This is a genomic window from Streptomyces sp. NPDC008092 (genome assembly GCF_042957285.1).
In the GTDB taxonomy this organism is placed as follows: domain Bacteria; phylum Actinomycetota; class Actinomycetes; order Streptomycetales; family Streptomycetaceae; genus Streptomyces.
This window is the reverse complement of the sequence record NZ_JBIBHY010000009.1, coordinates 205,050-219,201: the sequence shown is the minus strand read 5'-3', so window position 1 is coordinate 219,201 and position 14,152 is coordinate 205,050. Positions and strand designations below refer to the sequence as shown.

At 73.2% G+C, this 14,152-nt stretch carries 12 protein-coding genes; 3 read left to right on the top strand and 9 right to left on the bottom strand.

Features of this window, described 5'->3' with window-relative positions; all coding sequences use genetic code 11:
- Positions 1-27 precede the first annotated feature (27 nt).
- Entirely contained in the window at positions 28-1,989 is a 1,962-nt protein-coding gene (locus tag ACFZB3_RS28980; RefSeq protein ID WP_391380244.1) for a GAF domain-containing protein, read from the top strand.
- 60 nt (positions 1,990-2,049) lie between these two features.
- On the opposite strand, the gene ACFZB3_RS28975 is transcribed toward ACFZB3_RS28980, so the two are convergent.
- From ACFZB3_RS28975 to ACFZB3_RS28945, 7 genes are all read right to left on the bottom strand, one after another.
- Complete coding sequence (locus ACFZB3_RS28975) at positions 2,050-3,201, bottom strand: phospholipase effector Tle1 domain-containing protein (RefSeq protein WP_391380243.1); 1,152 nt, start codon at positions 3,199-3,201, stop codon at positions 2,050-2,052.
- A gap of 1 nt (position 3,202) precedes the next feature.
- A complete protein-coding gene (locus ACFZB3_RS28970) occupies positions 3,203-4,114 on the bottom strand; it encodes a DUF6424 family protein (protein ID WP_391380241.1) in 912 nt (303 codons plus the stop codon).
- A 352-nt stretch (positions 4,115-4,466) separates the two neighbouring features.
- A complete protein-coding gene (locus ACFZB3_RS28965) occupies positions 4,467-5,474 on the bottom strand; it encodes a TIM barrel protein (protein ID WP_391380239.1) in 1,008 nt (335 codons plus the stop codon).
- A gap of 39 nt (positions 5,475-5,513) precedes the next feature.
- Positions 5,514-6,656 carry a Gfo/Idh/MocA family oxidoreductase gene (locus ACFZB3_RS28960; protein ID WP_391380237.1) on the bottom strand — a complete coding sequence of 381 codons (1,143 nt, stop codon included), beginning with the start codon at positions 6,654-6,656 and terminating at the stop codon, positions 5,514-5,516.
- A gap of 4 nt (positions 6,657-6,660) precedes the next feature.
- Positions 6,661-7,782, bottom strand: a complete 1,122-nt coding sequence (locus ACFZB3_RS28955) for a Gfo/Idh/MocA family oxidoreductase (RefSeq protein ID WP_391380234.1) — start codon at positions 7,780-7,782, stop codon at positions 6,661-6,663.
- Complete coding sequence (locus ACFZB3_RS28950; protein WP_391380230.1) at positions 7,767-8,444, bottom strand: ThuA domain-containing protein; 678 nt, start codon at positions 8,442-8,444, stop codon at positions 7,767-7,769. Before ACFZB3_RS28950 ends, ACFZB3_RS28955 begins: the two co-directional genes overlap by 16 nt.
- On the bottom strand, positions 8,441-9,316 hold the full coding sequence (locus ACFZB3_RS28945) for an NAD-dependent epimerase/dehydratase family protein (RefSeq protein WP_391380227.1): 876 nt from the start codon (positions 9,314-9,316) through the stop codon (positions 8,441-8,443). The genes ACFZB3_RS28950 and ACFZB3_RS28945 overlap by 4 nt, the downstream gene beginning before the upstream one ends.
- A 187-nt stretch (positions 9,317-9,503) precedes the next feature.
- Between ACFZB3_RS28945 and ACFZB3_RS28940 the strand changes: the two genes are divergently transcribed.
- Complete coding sequence (locus tag ACFZB3_RS28940) at positions 9,504-10,679, top strand: substrate-binding domain-containing protein (protein ID WP_391380225.1); 1,176 nt, start codon at positions 9,504-9,506, stop codon at positions 10,677-10,679.
- Between the two features lie 39 nt (positions 10,680-10,718).
- A complete protein-coding gene (locus tag ACFZB3_RS28935) occupies positions 10,719-12,224 on the top strand; it encodes an enolase C-terminal domain-like protein (protein WP_391380223.1) in 1,506 nt (501 codons plus the stop codon).
- Positions 12,225-12,308: 84 nt separating this feature from the next.
- On the opposite strand, the gene ACFZB3_RS28930 is transcribed toward ACFZB3_RS28935, so the two are convergent.
- Complete coding sequence (locus ACFZB3_RS28930) at positions 12,309-13,256, bottom strand: ABC transporter permease subunit (RefSeq protein WP_391380221.1); 948 nt, start codon at positions 13,254-13,256, stop codon at positions 12,309-12,311.
- Entirely contained in the window at positions 13,253-14,152 is a 900-nt protein-coding gene (locus tag ACFZB3_RS28925; protein WP_391380218.1) for an ABC transporter permease subunit, read from the bottom strand. The genes ACFZB3_RS28930 and ACFZB3_RS28925 overlap by 4 nt, the downstream gene beginning before the upstream one ends.

Here is a 14,152-nt window from a genome sequence, read left to right as displayed (position 1 = left end):
GCAGCGGCGATGCGGAATCCTGTGACCATGTCTCGCGATCACGTGCAGTCCATCCGGCGGCCGGCCCCGGCCGCCGGTGTCCTCGACCCGGGTGCCGAAGCACCCGGGGGCGCCGAGCCGGCGTACCTCGAACTGCTGGCCAGGGGCGCCTCGGCGGAGGCGTACGAGCAGCCGGTGCTGCTCGCCCGCGCCGAGAACCGGCCGCCGGAGCGGATCGCCGCGCTGGAGCGGGCCAAGCTCCTCGCGCTGCGGGTCCGCACCGAGCTGGAGGGCAGACGCCGACGCGAGGCCGAGCTGTCCGCCCTGTTCGAGACCGCGCACGACCTGGCAGGACTGCGGGACGTGGACGCCGTGCTCCAGGCCATCGTCCAGCGCGCCCGCTCCCTGCTCGGCACCGACGTCGCCTACCTGAGCCTGAACGACCCGGCGCGCGGCGACACCTACATGCGGGTGACCGAGGGCTCGGTCGCGGCCCGCTTCCAGCAGTTGCGGCTCGGCATGGGGGAGGGGCTCGGCGGACTCGTCGCGCAGACCGCGCGGCCGTACGTCACCGACGACTACTTGAAGGACGACCGCTTCCAGCACACGCTCCCCATCGACGCCGGGGTGCGCGACGAGGGCCTGGTCGCCATCCTCGGCGTCCCGCTCATGCTCGGGCCGCAGGTCATCGGGGTGCTGTTCGCGGCGGACCGGCGGGCACGCGTCTTCGAACGGGAGCAGATCGCGCTGCTGGGCTCCTTCGCCGCGCTCGCCGCGGCCGCCATCGACACGGCGAACCTGCTCACCGAGACCCGTTCGGCCGTGGCCGGACTGGAGCGGGCCAACGAGGTCATCAAGGACCACAGCGCGGTCATCGAACGTGCCTCGGACATCCACGACCGGCTCGCCGAACTCGTCCTGCGCGGCGGCCGGGTCCGCGACGTGGCCGCCGCCGTCTCCCAGGTCCTCGGCGGCACGGTCGAGTTCACCGACACCGCCGACCCGCGGCCGCTGGAGACCTCGCGCACGGAGGGGCACGCGGTACGGCACGGCGGCGACTGGATCGCCGCGGTCGCCGCGGGCGGCGAACTCCTCGGCGCGCTGGTCCTGCGCGGCCGGCCCGCCCTCGACCCCGTCGACCAGCGCACCCTGGAGCGGGCCGCGATGGTCACCTCGCTGCTCCTGCTGGCCGACCGCTCCGCCGCCGAGGCCGAACAGCGGGTGCGGGGCGAGCTGCTGGACGACCTCCTCGACGCCCGTGACCGCGAGCCGCGCCGACTGCGGGACCGCGCCGCCCGGTTGCACGCCGACCTCGACGCCCCCCATGTCGTGCTCGCCGCCCGCCCGGAAGGACCGGCCGCGGACGCCGAGCAGGCGGCGGCAGCGCGCCGCCGGCTGTGGTCGGCGGCCTCCCGCCTCGCCACCAGCCGGCACGGCCTGGCCGCCGCCCGCGACGGCGGCACCGTCCTGCTGCTGCCCCTCGAACCCGGCGACACCGCCACCGACGTGGCCCGGCGCACCGCCCGGCACCTCGGCACCGCCGTCCACCGGCCGGTGACCGTCGGCGCCTCCGCCCCCGTCGCCGACCTCGCCACCCGCCCCGACGCCGGGGCCGCCGCCTATGCCGAGGGCCGCCGCTGCCTCGACGCGCTGCGCCTCCTCGGCCGGGAGGGGGACGGCGCCGCCGCCGAGGACTTCGGCTTCCTCGGCCTGCTCCTCGCCGGCGAACGGGACGTCACCGCATTCGTCACCCGCACCATCGGCCCGGTCGTCGCCTACGACCGGCGGCGCGGCACGGAACTGCTGCGCACCCTCGACACCTACTTCGCCTGCGGGATGAGCCCGGCCCGCACGAAGGACGGACTCCACGTCCACGTGAACACGGTGGCCCAACGGCTGGACCGGGTGGCCCGCCTCCTCGGCGACGACTGGCAGCGTCCCGCCCGGGCCCTGGAGATCCAACTGGCGCTGCGCCTGCACCGGTTGGGGGCGCCGCCGGAGCGCCGCTGACCCCCCGGGGCGGGCGCACCGACGGCGACGGGTGCGAACCGGGCGCCCGCATCGGGGATCTCAGGACGGGCGACCGTCCTTCCGGATGTCCGGGCCGACCGGGGGCGGGACCGGCTTGGTCCAGTCAGGATCGGCCCACCCCTCCGGCTGCTGCGGATCCGGCAGGTCCGGGCGGTACCCGGGGTCCCGTTCGCGGCGCAGTCTCACGCTGCTGTGCAGCACGGCGCCGGCGGGCAGAGGGCGGTGGCGGCGGCCCACGAGAGTCCACAGCGGGCCGTTGCGGTGCACGGGAGCACCGGCGAACTCCTCGCTGACCGCGCACGTCGTGTCGTATGCCTTGTCCCGGAACACCAGGTTCCCGGTGACACCGTCGGTGATCCACTTCAGCGGGATCGCGGAGAGCAGCGGCGCGCCCTCGGCGTGCTCGAAGGTGCCGCCGACGTCGGAGTGCACTCCGGCGAACCACACCTCCTGGGCGGTGTCCGGACGCTCCGGGCGGCGTGTCACCAGGAACTCGCGGTAGGGGCGCCGGGTCTCGTCGAGCGACACGGCGTGCCGGATGCGGGCCGCGTTGGGCAACTGGTGGGTGTACGGCCACTGCAGACTGCCCAGGCGCAGGAGCCCGGCCGCCTTCACGGTGTCCCACACGCCGAGGTAGGCCACGGGCAGGGCGTGGTGGGAGACCTGCCGCAGGTTGTTCTGCTTGACCTCCTCCCACAGCGGTTCGCCCTCGGTGCGTCGGCAGAACGCGTGCGAGAACCTGGCGACCTCCTCCTCGCTCCTTTCGATGTCCTGGTTGAAGGCGTACTTCGCCACCGCGTACGGCACGAGGTTCTCCGAGCCAGGGCGCATGAGCCCGGGCTTGTTGAGCATGCCGACGAGCGCACGGGCGGTGTAGGCGCCGCGGCTGAAGCCGAAGACGTACACCAGGTCGCCGGGATGCCAATGCCGCATGAGGTACGTGTAGGCCTCGGCGAGGTTGGTCCGCAGTCCGCTGCCGAAGGCGAGCCCCCAGAGGCGGGAGAGCCGCCGGCCGACGGGGCCGCCGACGGAGGGGGACGACATGGTCCCCACGCCGGGGTCGTAGTAGACGAGCTGCCGGGCCGGATCGTCCGCGTCCAGCATCTCCATCAGCCGCACCACGTTGGTGGGGTTGTTCGCTCCTACCTGGCAGCCCGTGCCGTCGAGGCAGATGACGATCGCGCGGGGCATGTCAGCGCTCCGTTCCAGCCCTGGACACGGTCGCCGCGCCGGCCGCCGCGAGCGGACCGGCGGCGGTGTGCCGGCCGGCAGGTATCTGCCGGGCGAAGGCCTGCATGGCCACGTCGCTGTCGGCCGGCAGTACCGCCATCAGGCTGTGTTCCTGGGCCTCCGCGATCGATGGCGCGGCCTCGCTGCCCTCGGGGACGAAGGTCAGACGGACCGCCCCGTTGCCCGAGCCGCGACGGTCCACCGGAGCGACGGCTCCGTGGGTGCCGTCCGGCAGTGTCACCCACAGCTGGAAGTCGTCGTACCGGACGAAGTCCGCGCCTTTCACCGGCCAGGGGTAGTGGTGTTCGCCGGGCACCGTGGGGAGGATGCCCTGGTGGTTTCCGTGGCTGAGCGGCACGCACGAGTTGAACAGCGAGTCGGTCCACGCCTCGACCCCGTCGGCGTCCCCGACCGGCGTGCGCAGCAGTTCCTCGGCCTGCTCGTAGCCCAGTTGGGTCAGGGCGGGCAGGGTGCGGGGGAAGGCGGCGACCAGTTCGGCGGCCTCCTGGCGGAGCCGGTCTACCTTCGCGGGGTCGGCGCAGAACTGCATGCTCCACTCGATGCCGACCCGGGCACGGAACATCAGCCAGCGGTCGGCGCCCCTGACCCAGAGACTGCCGCCGTGGTGCATCTCCCAGCGCTCGGAGCCTTTCGGTCCAGGTCCAGGTCCCGGTCCAGGTCCCGGCCCCGGACTGCTGGGCCGGGGGCCGTAGGGAAGGTCGGTGTCGTTCATCTGGCGGAGGATCTTGTGCGCTGTGTCCTTGGCCGCACGGAAGTGCGCCGATTCGAAGCGCTTCGGATGTTCGACGAGGCGGATGTGCCACGGATGGCTCTCCGATTCAACGCCGCCGAGCTGGAGTTCGGGCTGTGCCATGGCAGGCCTCCTAGGCCCGGCCCCACGGATTGCTCCCCGGCTCGCGAGGCGAACCCCCCTTGTCCCATCTGCCGAGCCACTTGCGCGGCGGCCACGTGAGATCGCTTCGGGCACCCTGCCGGCGTCAACTGCGGCGACTGCGGCAATGGGGCACTGGCCGGTCGCGGAACCCACCGTGGGCCGAGGACACCGGCACTCCACAGGGTGGCCGGTTTCTCAGCGACCAGAACTCGCCGCGCACACTCGTTCCGACTGCCCGACCAGTTTACTGCGGCCCGCTCCCGGCGTCGAAGCGATGGCCGGGGCGCATGGTGGCCACACCCATGTGTGTGCGGCCACCATGCCGGCGGTGTCAGGAGTTCTGGCTGAACGCCGAGTCGAAGGAGCCGGCGGGCGGCTCGATCCGGGTGAGTTCCCGGACCCGGGCCAGCGCGTCGGCGGCGCCGACCAGCCGGTCCATGCCGGCGTCCTCCCACTCCACGGAGATCGGGCCCGCGTACCCGATCGAGTTGAGCATCCGGAAGCAGGCCTCCCAGGGCACGTCGCCGTGGCCGGTGGAGACGAAGTCCCAGCCGCGCCGCGGGTCGCCCCAGGGCAGCTGGGAGCCCAGCCGGCCGTTGCGGCCGTCGAGCCGGCGTACCGCGTCCTTGCAGTCGACGTGGTAGATCCGCTCCCGGAAGTCGTAGAGGAAGCCGACCGGGTCCAGGTCCTGCCAGACGAAGTGCGAGGGGTCGAAGTTCAGGCCGAACGCCGGGCGGTGGCCGATCGCCTCCAGGGCGCGCACGGTGGTCCAGTAGTCGTAGGCGATCTCCGAGGGGTGGACCTCGTGGGCGAAGCGGACCCCCTCGGCGTCGAAGACGTCGAGGATCGGGTTCCACCGCTCGGCGAAGTCGGTGTAGCCGCGCTCGATCATCTCCGCGGGGGCGGGCGGGAACATGGCGACGGTGTGCCAGATCGAGGAGCCGGTGAAACCGACGACGGTCCGCACGCCGAAGGCGGCCGCGGCCCGCGCGGTGTCCTTGATCTCCTCGGCGGCCCGCCGGCGTACCCCCTCCGCCTCTCCGTCGCCCCAGATCCGGGCCGGCAGGATCGCCCGGTGGCGCTCGTCGATGGGGTGGTCGCAGACGGCCTGCCCGGTGAGGTGGCAGGAGACGGTCCAGACCTTCAGGCCGTGCTTGTCCAGCAGGGCGCGCAGCCCCGGCAGGTAGCCGGCGTCCCGCAGGGCGCGGTCGACCTCGAAGTGACCGCCCCAGGTGGCGAGTTCGAGGCCGTCGTAGCCCCAGCCGGAGGCCAGCCGGCAGACCTCCTCCAGCGGCAGGTCGGCGAACTGCCCGGTGAACAGGGTGACGGGTCGTGGCATGGTGGCTCCTGTTCTGCGGTGGTCGGGTGGTGGGTGCCCTCAGCCGGTCACGGCCGTCCAGACGCTGGCGGTGCGGGCGCTGGCGGCGACGGCGTCCAGGACGCGCTGGACGCGCAGCCCCTCGGTGAAGGACGGGGTCGGGTCGGCCCCGGCCGCGATCGCCTCCACCAGGTCCTTGACCTGGTGCGTGAAGGTGTGCTCGTAGCCGAGGACATGGCCGGCCGGCCACCAGGCGGCGGCGTACGGATGCTCGGGCTCGGTGGCGAGGACGCGGCGGAAGCCCGCCGTGCGGCTGCTCTCGGCGCGGTCGTAGAAACCGAGTTCGTTGAGCGACTCAAGGTCGAACACGAGCGCGCCGAGCTCGCCGTCCACCTCGATCCGCAGGGCGTTCTTGCGGCCGGTCGCGAAGCGGGTGGCCTCGAAGACGCCGAGGGCGCCGCCGCCGAAGCGGGCGGTGAAGGCGGCGGCGTCGTCCACCGTGACCGGTCCGCGGCCACCCGCCGGGTCCGGGCGTTCGGCGACGAAGGTCTCCAGCACCGCGCTCACGCCGGTGATCGGCTCACCGGTGAGGAACTGGGCCAGGTCGACGGCGTGCGCACCCAGGTCGCCCAGCGAGCCGCTGCCCGCCCGCTCGGCCCGCAACCGCCAGGTGAGCGGCGCCTCGGGGTCCACCAGCCAGTCCTGGAGGTACTGCGCGCGCACGTGCCGGATCCGGCCCAGCCGGCCCTCGGCCACGAGCTGCCGGGCCAGCGAAACCGCCGGCACCCGGCGGTAGTTGAAGCCGACCGCCGACCGTGCCCCGTGGGCGGCGCGGGCCTGCCGCGCCGCCGCGGTCATCGCCTCCGCCTCGGCGAGCGAGTTCGCCAGCGGCTTCTCGCACAGCACGTGCTTTCCGGCGGCCAGCGCGGCCAGGGCGATCTCGGCGTGGCTGTCGCCGGGGGTGCAGATGTCGATCAGGTCGATGTCGTCCCGTTCGACCAGCCGCTTCCAGTCGGTCTCCGTGCCCGCCCAGCCCTGGCGGTCGGCGGCGGCCCGCAGCTCCGCGGCGGAGCGCCCGCACACGGCGGTCAGCTCGGGCCGCAGCGGCAGCTCGAAGAAGCGTGGCGCGGTACGCCAGGCATGGGCGTGCGCGGCCCCCATGAACGCGTAGCCGACCATCCCGACCCGCAGTGTCCCGGCCATGTGGTCAGGCCTCCTCGGGCCGGGCGCCCGCGGGGACGGCCGCCGGGCGCTCGCAGCTGCTGGTGATCCGCACCGCGTGGCCGCTCTCGCCGGCGGCGAGGAGCGACTCCATCACGTCGAGGACGTGCTGGGCGAGTTGCCCGGACGCACGGTGCGGGGTGCCGGCGGCCAGGGCGCGGGCCAGGTCGGAGACGCCGTAGCCGCGGGAGGCGTCCGCGTAGCCGCCCCGGACGGGAAGGTCCTCCCAGCCGTCGCCCTCGGCGCGGAAGAGCCGCACCTGGCCGTCGAAGCCGTTGGGGTCGGGCACGGACAGCGAGCCGGCGGTGCCGTAGACCTCGATGCGGGGCAGCTGGGCGGCCCACACCTCGAAGCTCATCACCAGCGTGGAGAGCGCACCGCTCGCGTGCTCCAGCACCCCGGTGACATGCGTGGCCACGTCGACGGGGAAGTCCGTGCCGGCGCGCGGGCCGCTGCCGATGGTCCGGGTGGAGCGGACGGTGGAGGAGAAGCCCGTGACCCGGCGGACCGGGCCGAGGAGGGTGACCAGGGCGGTGAGGTAGTACGGGCCCATGTCGAGCAGCGGGCCGCCGCCCGGCCGGTAGTAGAACTCCGGCGCCGGGTGCCAGCGCTCGTGGCCGGGCGTGGTCATGAACGCGGTGGCCGCGACCGGGGTGCCGATGTCCCCGGCGTCCAGGGCGGCCCGGGCGGTCTGGACACCGGTGCCCAGCACGGTGTCCGGGGCGCAGCCGACCCGTACCCCCGCCCGTTCGGCGGCGTCCAGCACGGCGCGTGCCTCGGCGGTGGTGGCGGCCAGCGGCTTCTCCCCGTAGACGTGCTTGCCGGCGGCGATCGCCGCGTGGGCGACCTCGGCGTGCGCGGCCGGGATGGTGAGGTTGAGCACGAGGTCGACGTCGTCCGCCGCGCAGAGCTCGGGCAGCGCCAGCGCCCGGGCGCCGGGGACGTCGGCCGCGGCGGTCTTGGCGCGCTCCAGGTCGAGGTCGGCGACGGCGGTGAGCCGCAGGTTCGCCAGCCGGGGAAAGGTCCTGAGGTACGCGCCGCTGATCTGGCCGGCGCCCACCAGGCCGATCCGCAGCGGGTTGTCACGGTGGTTCAGCGGGTCGCCCATCGCAGGCCCCTCCTCAGCATGGTGTCGACCCCGGGAACTTCGAGGTCGGCGAGGTTGTGTCCGACGGCGATGACGAAGACCCGGCCCGCGCCCCAGCGGCGGGTCCAGGCGACCGGCACCACGGTCCCGCCGAGTTCGGGGTGGTCCGGGTCCGGCTCGTACACGGAGTCGGCGAGGACCTCCACGGCCGGGTCCATGTGCAGGTAGTACTGCTCGGTGGTGACGGTGAACGGCTCGATCCCGGCCAGCACCGGATGCCCGGCGTGCTCGGGCCGCGGCCGGACCTCGTACGTGCTGAACTGCCGTGGGTGGTGGACGAACTGCCCGCCCGTCATGAGCTGGTACCGGGTGTCCGAGCGGAACGCGTCCACGATCCCGCCGTGCCAGCCGGCGAGCCCGGTGCCCGCCCGTACGGCGGCCGCGAGGCCGGCGGACTGCTCGCCGGTGATCGAGCCCATCGTCCAGCACTGCACGATCAGATCGGTGCCGGCCAGCAGTCCGGCGTCGAGATAGCTGTCCAGGGTGTCGGAGACGGTGACGGCATAGCCGTCCTCCTTGAGCGCGGCGGCACAGCGGTCGCCGGCCGGGACCGGCACATGGCCGTCCCAGCCGCCGCGTACCACCAGGGCGTGTTTGGGGGTCGTCCCGGGTTGCTCCGTCATGGCGTGCTCGTCCCTTCCGGGTCGGGCGCAGTCCGCCACTGCTCCTCGGCGGTGAAGCCGAGGAGTTCGCGACTGCGGCTCAGGGAGTACGGGGTGCCGAAGCCCTCGGGGGCCTCGGTCACGGGGGTGTCGGGGTGGTAGCGGCCCAGGAGTTCACGGGTGGGCCGCAGCGCGGTGGTGTCGGGGGCGGTGACGTTGACGAGGTGGTGGCCGGCCGGGGCGCGGTCGAGGGCGGCGAGGACCGCCCGGGCCGCGTCCGCCGTGTGCAGCCAGGCCCACAGCCCGCCGCGGTCGTGGCCCGGGTCCCGGTGCACCCGGTCCAGGTGCGCGCGCAGCCGGGCGCCGCTGCCGATGAACGGGAAGCGCAGGCTGAGCACGCTCATCCCGTCGCCCGCGTACTTCCGGGCCGTCGTCTCGGCGATCAACTCGCCGGTGCGCTTGGAGAGTCCGTAGACGTCCTCGGCGAGATACGGGTGCTCCTCGGTGACCGGGATCCCGGTGGGCGAGCGGTCCACCCGCGACCAGGCGAGGCCCAGCGCGGAGAGGCTGGAGACGAACACCATCCGGCGCACTCCGGCCCGGGCCGCCGCGTCGAGCACCCGCCAGGTCCCCTCCACATTGGTGGTGAACACCTCGTCCGGGGTTCCCATGGTGGGCGCGGGCAGCGCCGCGGCGTGCACCACCGCGTCCACCCCGTCGACCAGCCGCCCGATCAGCGCGGGCTCGCGCAGGTCGCCCAGCAGGGTCTCGTCGGCCGTCGGACAGGCCGTGCGGACGCGGTCGTGCGCGCGCACCTGCTCGCCCCGGTCGGTGAGTTGCCGGACGACTTCGCGTCCGACCATTCCCGCCGCACCGGTGACCAGGACTTTCACGTCGGGTGTGTCCTTTCCGCTGGAAGGCGAGCGTGACGCCGGACGATCGAGACCTTAGGAACGGGCCATTTAGCATGTCAATACTCGTGAACGGCCTGTCATTGATGGGGGCCCGATGGTCAAGTGGCGAGTTTGACATGCTAAATTGACGCCCATCGAGATCCCCGCGGACCGCAGGAGGCCGATCGTGGACGGCGGCAGACCCGGGGGCGGCGCGGCCGACGACGCACCTCGCACCCCGCTCTACGCGCAGGTCAAGCGCACCCTCCTGGAGGCCATCGCCTCCGGTGAGTACTCGCCGGGCGTGCCCTTCGTGACGCAGCGGGAGATCTGCGAGCGCTTCGGCGTCAGCCATGCCACCGCGGTGCGCGCGCTGAACGAACTCGCCGCCGAGGGCTGGGTGGTGCGCCGCCGTGGACTCGGCACCTTCGTCGCCGAGCACCCCGGCCAGGGAACGCGGCACGGCGGCGGGAGCGCCGACCGCGCCATCGCCTGCATCCTGCAGTTCCAGGGTCCGCACGTCTCCCAGATCCTGGCCGGGGTCGAGGCGGCCTGCGCCGAACTCGGCTACCGGCTCTACCTGCGGCACTGCGAGGGCGACCCGGAGCGCGAGAGCCGCGCCCTGGTGGACGCCGTCCGGGACGGGGTGAGCGGCATCGTCGTCTACCCCGCGGAGGGCGCGGGCGGCCACGAGGGCTGGACGGAGGTCGAGCGCTCCGGCGTTCCGCTGGTGATGGCCGACCGCTACCGTCCCGACCTGGCCCACGACGCCGTCGTCGCCGACAACACCGCCATCGGACGGGAGTTGACGAAGACCCTGCTCGCCGCCGGGCACCGCACCATCGCCACCCTGTGGGACGAGACCGACACCAGCAGCGTCCGCGACCGGCTCGCCGGCCATGTCGAGGCGCTGCGGCAGGCGGGGCTGCCGATCCGCCCCGACCTCACGGTCCTGCGCCGCTACCGCGACCTCCCGCCCGAACAGCGCCGGGGCCGGCTGGCCGGACTGCTCCGCGGTGACAGCCCGCCGGACGTCCTGCTCTGCTCCAACGGCTATGTGCTGGCCGCCGCCGCGCACGACCTGGCCGCGCTCGGCTACGAGGTCCCCGGCGACGTCGAACTGGCCGGCATGGACGACGCGGGGCCCTTCGACGTGCTCCCCCTCACCGCGGCCGCGGTCTCGCTGCCCTCCCGGGAGATCGGCGACACCGCGATGCGGCTGCTCCACCGCCGGATCACCGAGCGGGCCGGCGGCCGGTCCACGGCCGCGGTCCCCGAGGTGACGGTGCTCCCGGTCACCGTGACGACCCGCCCGCCGACCGCCGCCCACCTGCGGATCGTCGGCGGTACCGCCCTCAGGTAGCCGCGCTTCGAAATCCCGCTTCCCGACGGAAGGACGAGAGTGCCCAGCACACCGCCGCACTCCGGCATGTCCGAACGCACCGACCCCGACCGCCCCCTCGACCCCGACCGCCCCCTCGACTCCGGCCGTTCCTCCGACTCCGGCCGTTCCTCCGACTCCGGCCGTTCCTCCGACTCCGGCCGTTCCTCCGACTCCGGCCGTTCCTCCGACTCCGGCCGTTCCTCCGGCCCCAGCCGTTCCTCCGGCCCCGACCGCCTCTCCGGCCCCGACCGTCTCCTCGGCCCGGACGGTGGACTGCCGCAGGCCAGGCCGCCCTGGACCCACCGCGACAGCCTGCGGATCACCCGGGTCCGCGCCGTCGTCACCGCCCCCGAGGGCACCCCGCTCGTCGTCGTCCGCGTCGACACCAGCGACGACGGCCTGTACGGACTCGGCTGCGCCACCTTCACCCAGCGCTACGCCGCCGTGACCGCCGCCGTGGACGAACACGTCGGGCCGCTCGCCGTGGGCCGCCACCCGGCCGACATCGAGGACATCACCCGGCTCGTCCACTACTCCTCGTACTGGCGCAACGGCCCGGTCCTCAACAACGCGCTGTCCGGGCTCGACCAGGCCCTGTGGGACATCGCCGGCAAGCGCGCCGGGCTGCCCGTGCACGAACTCCTCGGCGGACGCTGCAGGACCGCCGTCGAGGTCTACTCGCATGCGGCCGGCCACACCGTCGCAGAGACCCTCGACCGCGCCGAGGAACTGATCGAGGCCGGCTACCGCAACGTCCGCCTGCAGACCGGCCAGCCCGGTCTCGGCGCCTACGGCGCCCCCGGCACCGGCGGCGGCTACCCGCGCTCACCGCACCCCGACGGCTGGGACCCCGAGCGCTACCTGCGCTCCACACCGGCCCTGTTCGCCGCCGCCCGCGGGCGGCTGGGCGACGGCGTCAACCTGATGCACGACGTGCACAGCCGGCTGACTCCCAAGCAGGCCGTGGTGCTGGCGAGGGCGCTGGAGCCGTACGGGCTGTCCTTCCTGGAGGACGTCGTCGCCCCCGAGTTCTACGACCACCTGCCCGCGGTCCGCGCCGCCTCCCCGGTGCCCGTCGCGGTCGGCGAGCAGCTCGGTTCGGTGCCGGACGCGGTCCGGCTGGTCCGGGACGGCGGCGTGGACCTGCTGCGGCTGCACACCTCCTCGGTGGGCGGGCTGACCCCGACCCGCAAGCTCGTCGCCCTCTGCGAACTCCTGGGCGTGCGCACGGCCTTCCACTCCCCGGGCGACATCTCGCCGGTCGGGGTCGCGGCCAACCTGGCCGTCGACATCTCGTCGCCCGCCTTCGGCTACCAGGAGTCGCACGAGTACAACGAGGCCACCCACGAGGTCTTCCCGGGCACGCCGGTGGTGGCCGACGGCAGTCTGCGCCCCGCCGAGGAGCCCGGCTGGGGCATCACCCTCGACGAGAAGGCCGCCGGGCGGTTCCCTCCGGTGAAGTTCCTCCACGAACGCTGGTCCGCCCAGGTACGGCGGCCCGACGGGGCGCTGGAAGCTCCGTAGCCCGCCCCGGCAACGGGAGACGGGAAACGGGAAACAGGGGGGGGCCGCCTGGACCGGCGGCCCCCCTCGGCAGGTCTCCGCTGCCTACTCCTCCGCGGCCACCGCCGCCGTGGGCGCCGTGCCGACGCCCGTCGAGCCGGTCGCGGCGCCGCCCGCCACGCCCTCCACGAGATGGCGCTGGAGCAGGGCGAAGACGACCAGGATCGGAGCCGCCACGATCACCGTGGCCGCCGCGATGAGCGGCCACTGCGAGGTGTGCTCGCCGAAGAACCCGTACAGCCCGCGGGTCACCGGCCACAGCACCGGATCGTTCAGCATGATCAGCGGCAGGATCAGGTTGTTCCAGGACGCCACGAATCCGAAGACCCCGAAGGTCGCGAGCGCCGGTTTCATCTGCGGGATGACGATCTGGAAGATGAACCGGACGTACCCGCAGCCGTCCAGTGCCGCCGCCTCGTCCAGCTCGCGCGGGATGGACTTGATGTAGCCCACGAAGAAGAAGAATCCGGCGCCGGCGAGCGAGGTGAGGACCAGGAACCCCACCCGGCTGTCGTACAGCCCGAGCGCCCTGGCCTCGACGAACAGCGGGATCAGGCCGCCGGGCAGGAAGCCGGAGAAGACGAAGAAGCCGTACAGCGCGTTGGAACGCTTGAACCAGCCGCGCGAGATGGGGAAGGCCAGGAACACCCCCAGAATGAGGGTGATGACGTCCGGGACCACCGCGTAGATCACCGAGTTGACCATCTCGGTGCCGAAGTTGCCCTGCGTCCATGCGTCGCCGAAGTTCCGCAGCGTCCAGGTGTCCGGCATCCCCGTCGGGTCCTTCAGGAACGACTGGTACGGCTTGAACGCCTGGAGCAGCAGGTAGACCAGCGGCAGGGCGAACAGCCCGGCGGAGACGACGAAGCAGAACAGCTGCGTCCCGGTCAGCCGCAGCCCGCGCAGGACCAGGCGGCGCCGGTCGGACGGGACGGGCTTCGCCGGTGCCGGGGGAGCGGAGCGCCGCTGCGGGCGCGCGGTCTGCAGGCTCACAGCGACACCTCCCGCCTGCGCAGCCCCCACAGCAGGCCGCCGCCGACGACCAGGGTGAAGGCGAACTGCAGCATGGCCAGCATCGAGCCCCGGCCGAGGTCGGAGTTCTGCCCGAAGGCCGTGTCGAACATGTACATCCCCAGGGTCCTGGTGCCGTAGTTGCCGTCGGTGAGCACCAGGACCAGCGCGTACTCGCCGATGCTGCCCATGGCGGTGAGGAAGACGTTCACGGTGGTCGCCGGGGCCAGCATCGGCCAGGTGATCTTCCAGAACGTCTTCCACCGCCCGGCTCCGTCCAGCGATGCCGCCTCGTAGAGCTCGGGCGGGATGCGGCGCAGCCCGGCGATGTAGACGAGCATGGTGTAGCCGGAGAACATCCAGACGTTGATCAGCACGATCAGCCAGATCGCCCAGTCGGGGTTGCCGAGGAAGGCGTTGGCGCCGCCGAACAGCGAGTGGTACGCCTTCTCCGTCGGGCCGTTGTTGGGGTCCAGCAGCAGCGAGAAGAGCACCGCCACGATGGTCACGGAGAAGATCTGCGGCATGAAGATCAGCGCCCGGTACAGGCCGTAGCCCGTCCGCCGGCGCTGGAGTACGAGCGCCAGCCCCAGGCCGACCACGATCTGAAGGATCGTTACTCCGGCGACGTACTTCACGGTCACCACGAGGCTGTCCGACAGGTCGGGCCAGGAACCGGTGAACTCGTTGCGGTAGTTGCACAGGCCGCAGAAGTCGATCGGGGTGCCGGGCAGCCCCGAGTACTGGGTGAGCGAGTAGTAGACGGTGGCCAGCGACGGGTACAGGCCGAACACCAGCCAGCCGACGGTGGGCACCGAGATGGACAGCCAGGGGATCCAGCGCCTGGTCCGCCGGGTGCCGAAGGGGCAGGTGGACAC

What these genes read in the sequence shown, in the direction of transcription:
- ACFZB3_RS28965 (WP_391380239.1), bottom strand. Translation starts at nt 5,474, where the DNA reads ATGCCACGACCCGTCACCCTGTTCACCGGGCAGTTCGCCGACCTGCCG.
- ACFZB3_RS28975 (WP_391380243.1), bottom strand. Translation starts at nt 3,201, where the DNA reads ATGCCCCGCGCGATCGTCATCTGCCTCGACGGCACGGGCTGCCAGGTA.
- ACFZB3_RS28970 (WP_391380241.1), bottom strand. Translation starts at nt 4,114, where the DNA reads ATGGCACAGCCCGAACTCCAGCTCGGCGGCGTTGAATCGGAGAGCCAT.
- ACFZB3_RS28980 (WP_391380244.1), top strand. Translation starts at nt 28, where the DNA reads ATGTCTCGCGATCACGTGCAGTCCATCCGGCGGCCGGCCCCGGCCGCC.
- ACFZB3_RS28955 (WP_391380234.1), bottom strand. Translation starts at nt 7,782, where the DNA reads ATGGGCGACCCGCTGAACCACCGTGACAACCCGCTGCGGATCGGCCTG.
- ACFZB3_RS28950 (WP_391380230.1), bottom strand. Translation starts at nt 8,444, where the DNA reads ATGACGGAGCAACCCGGGACGACCCCCAAACACGCCCTGGTGGTACGC.
- ACFZB3_RS28960 (WP_391380237.1), bottom strand. Translation starts at nt 6,656, where the DNA reads ATGGCCGGGACACTGCGGGTCGGGATGGTCGGCTACGCGTTCATGGGG.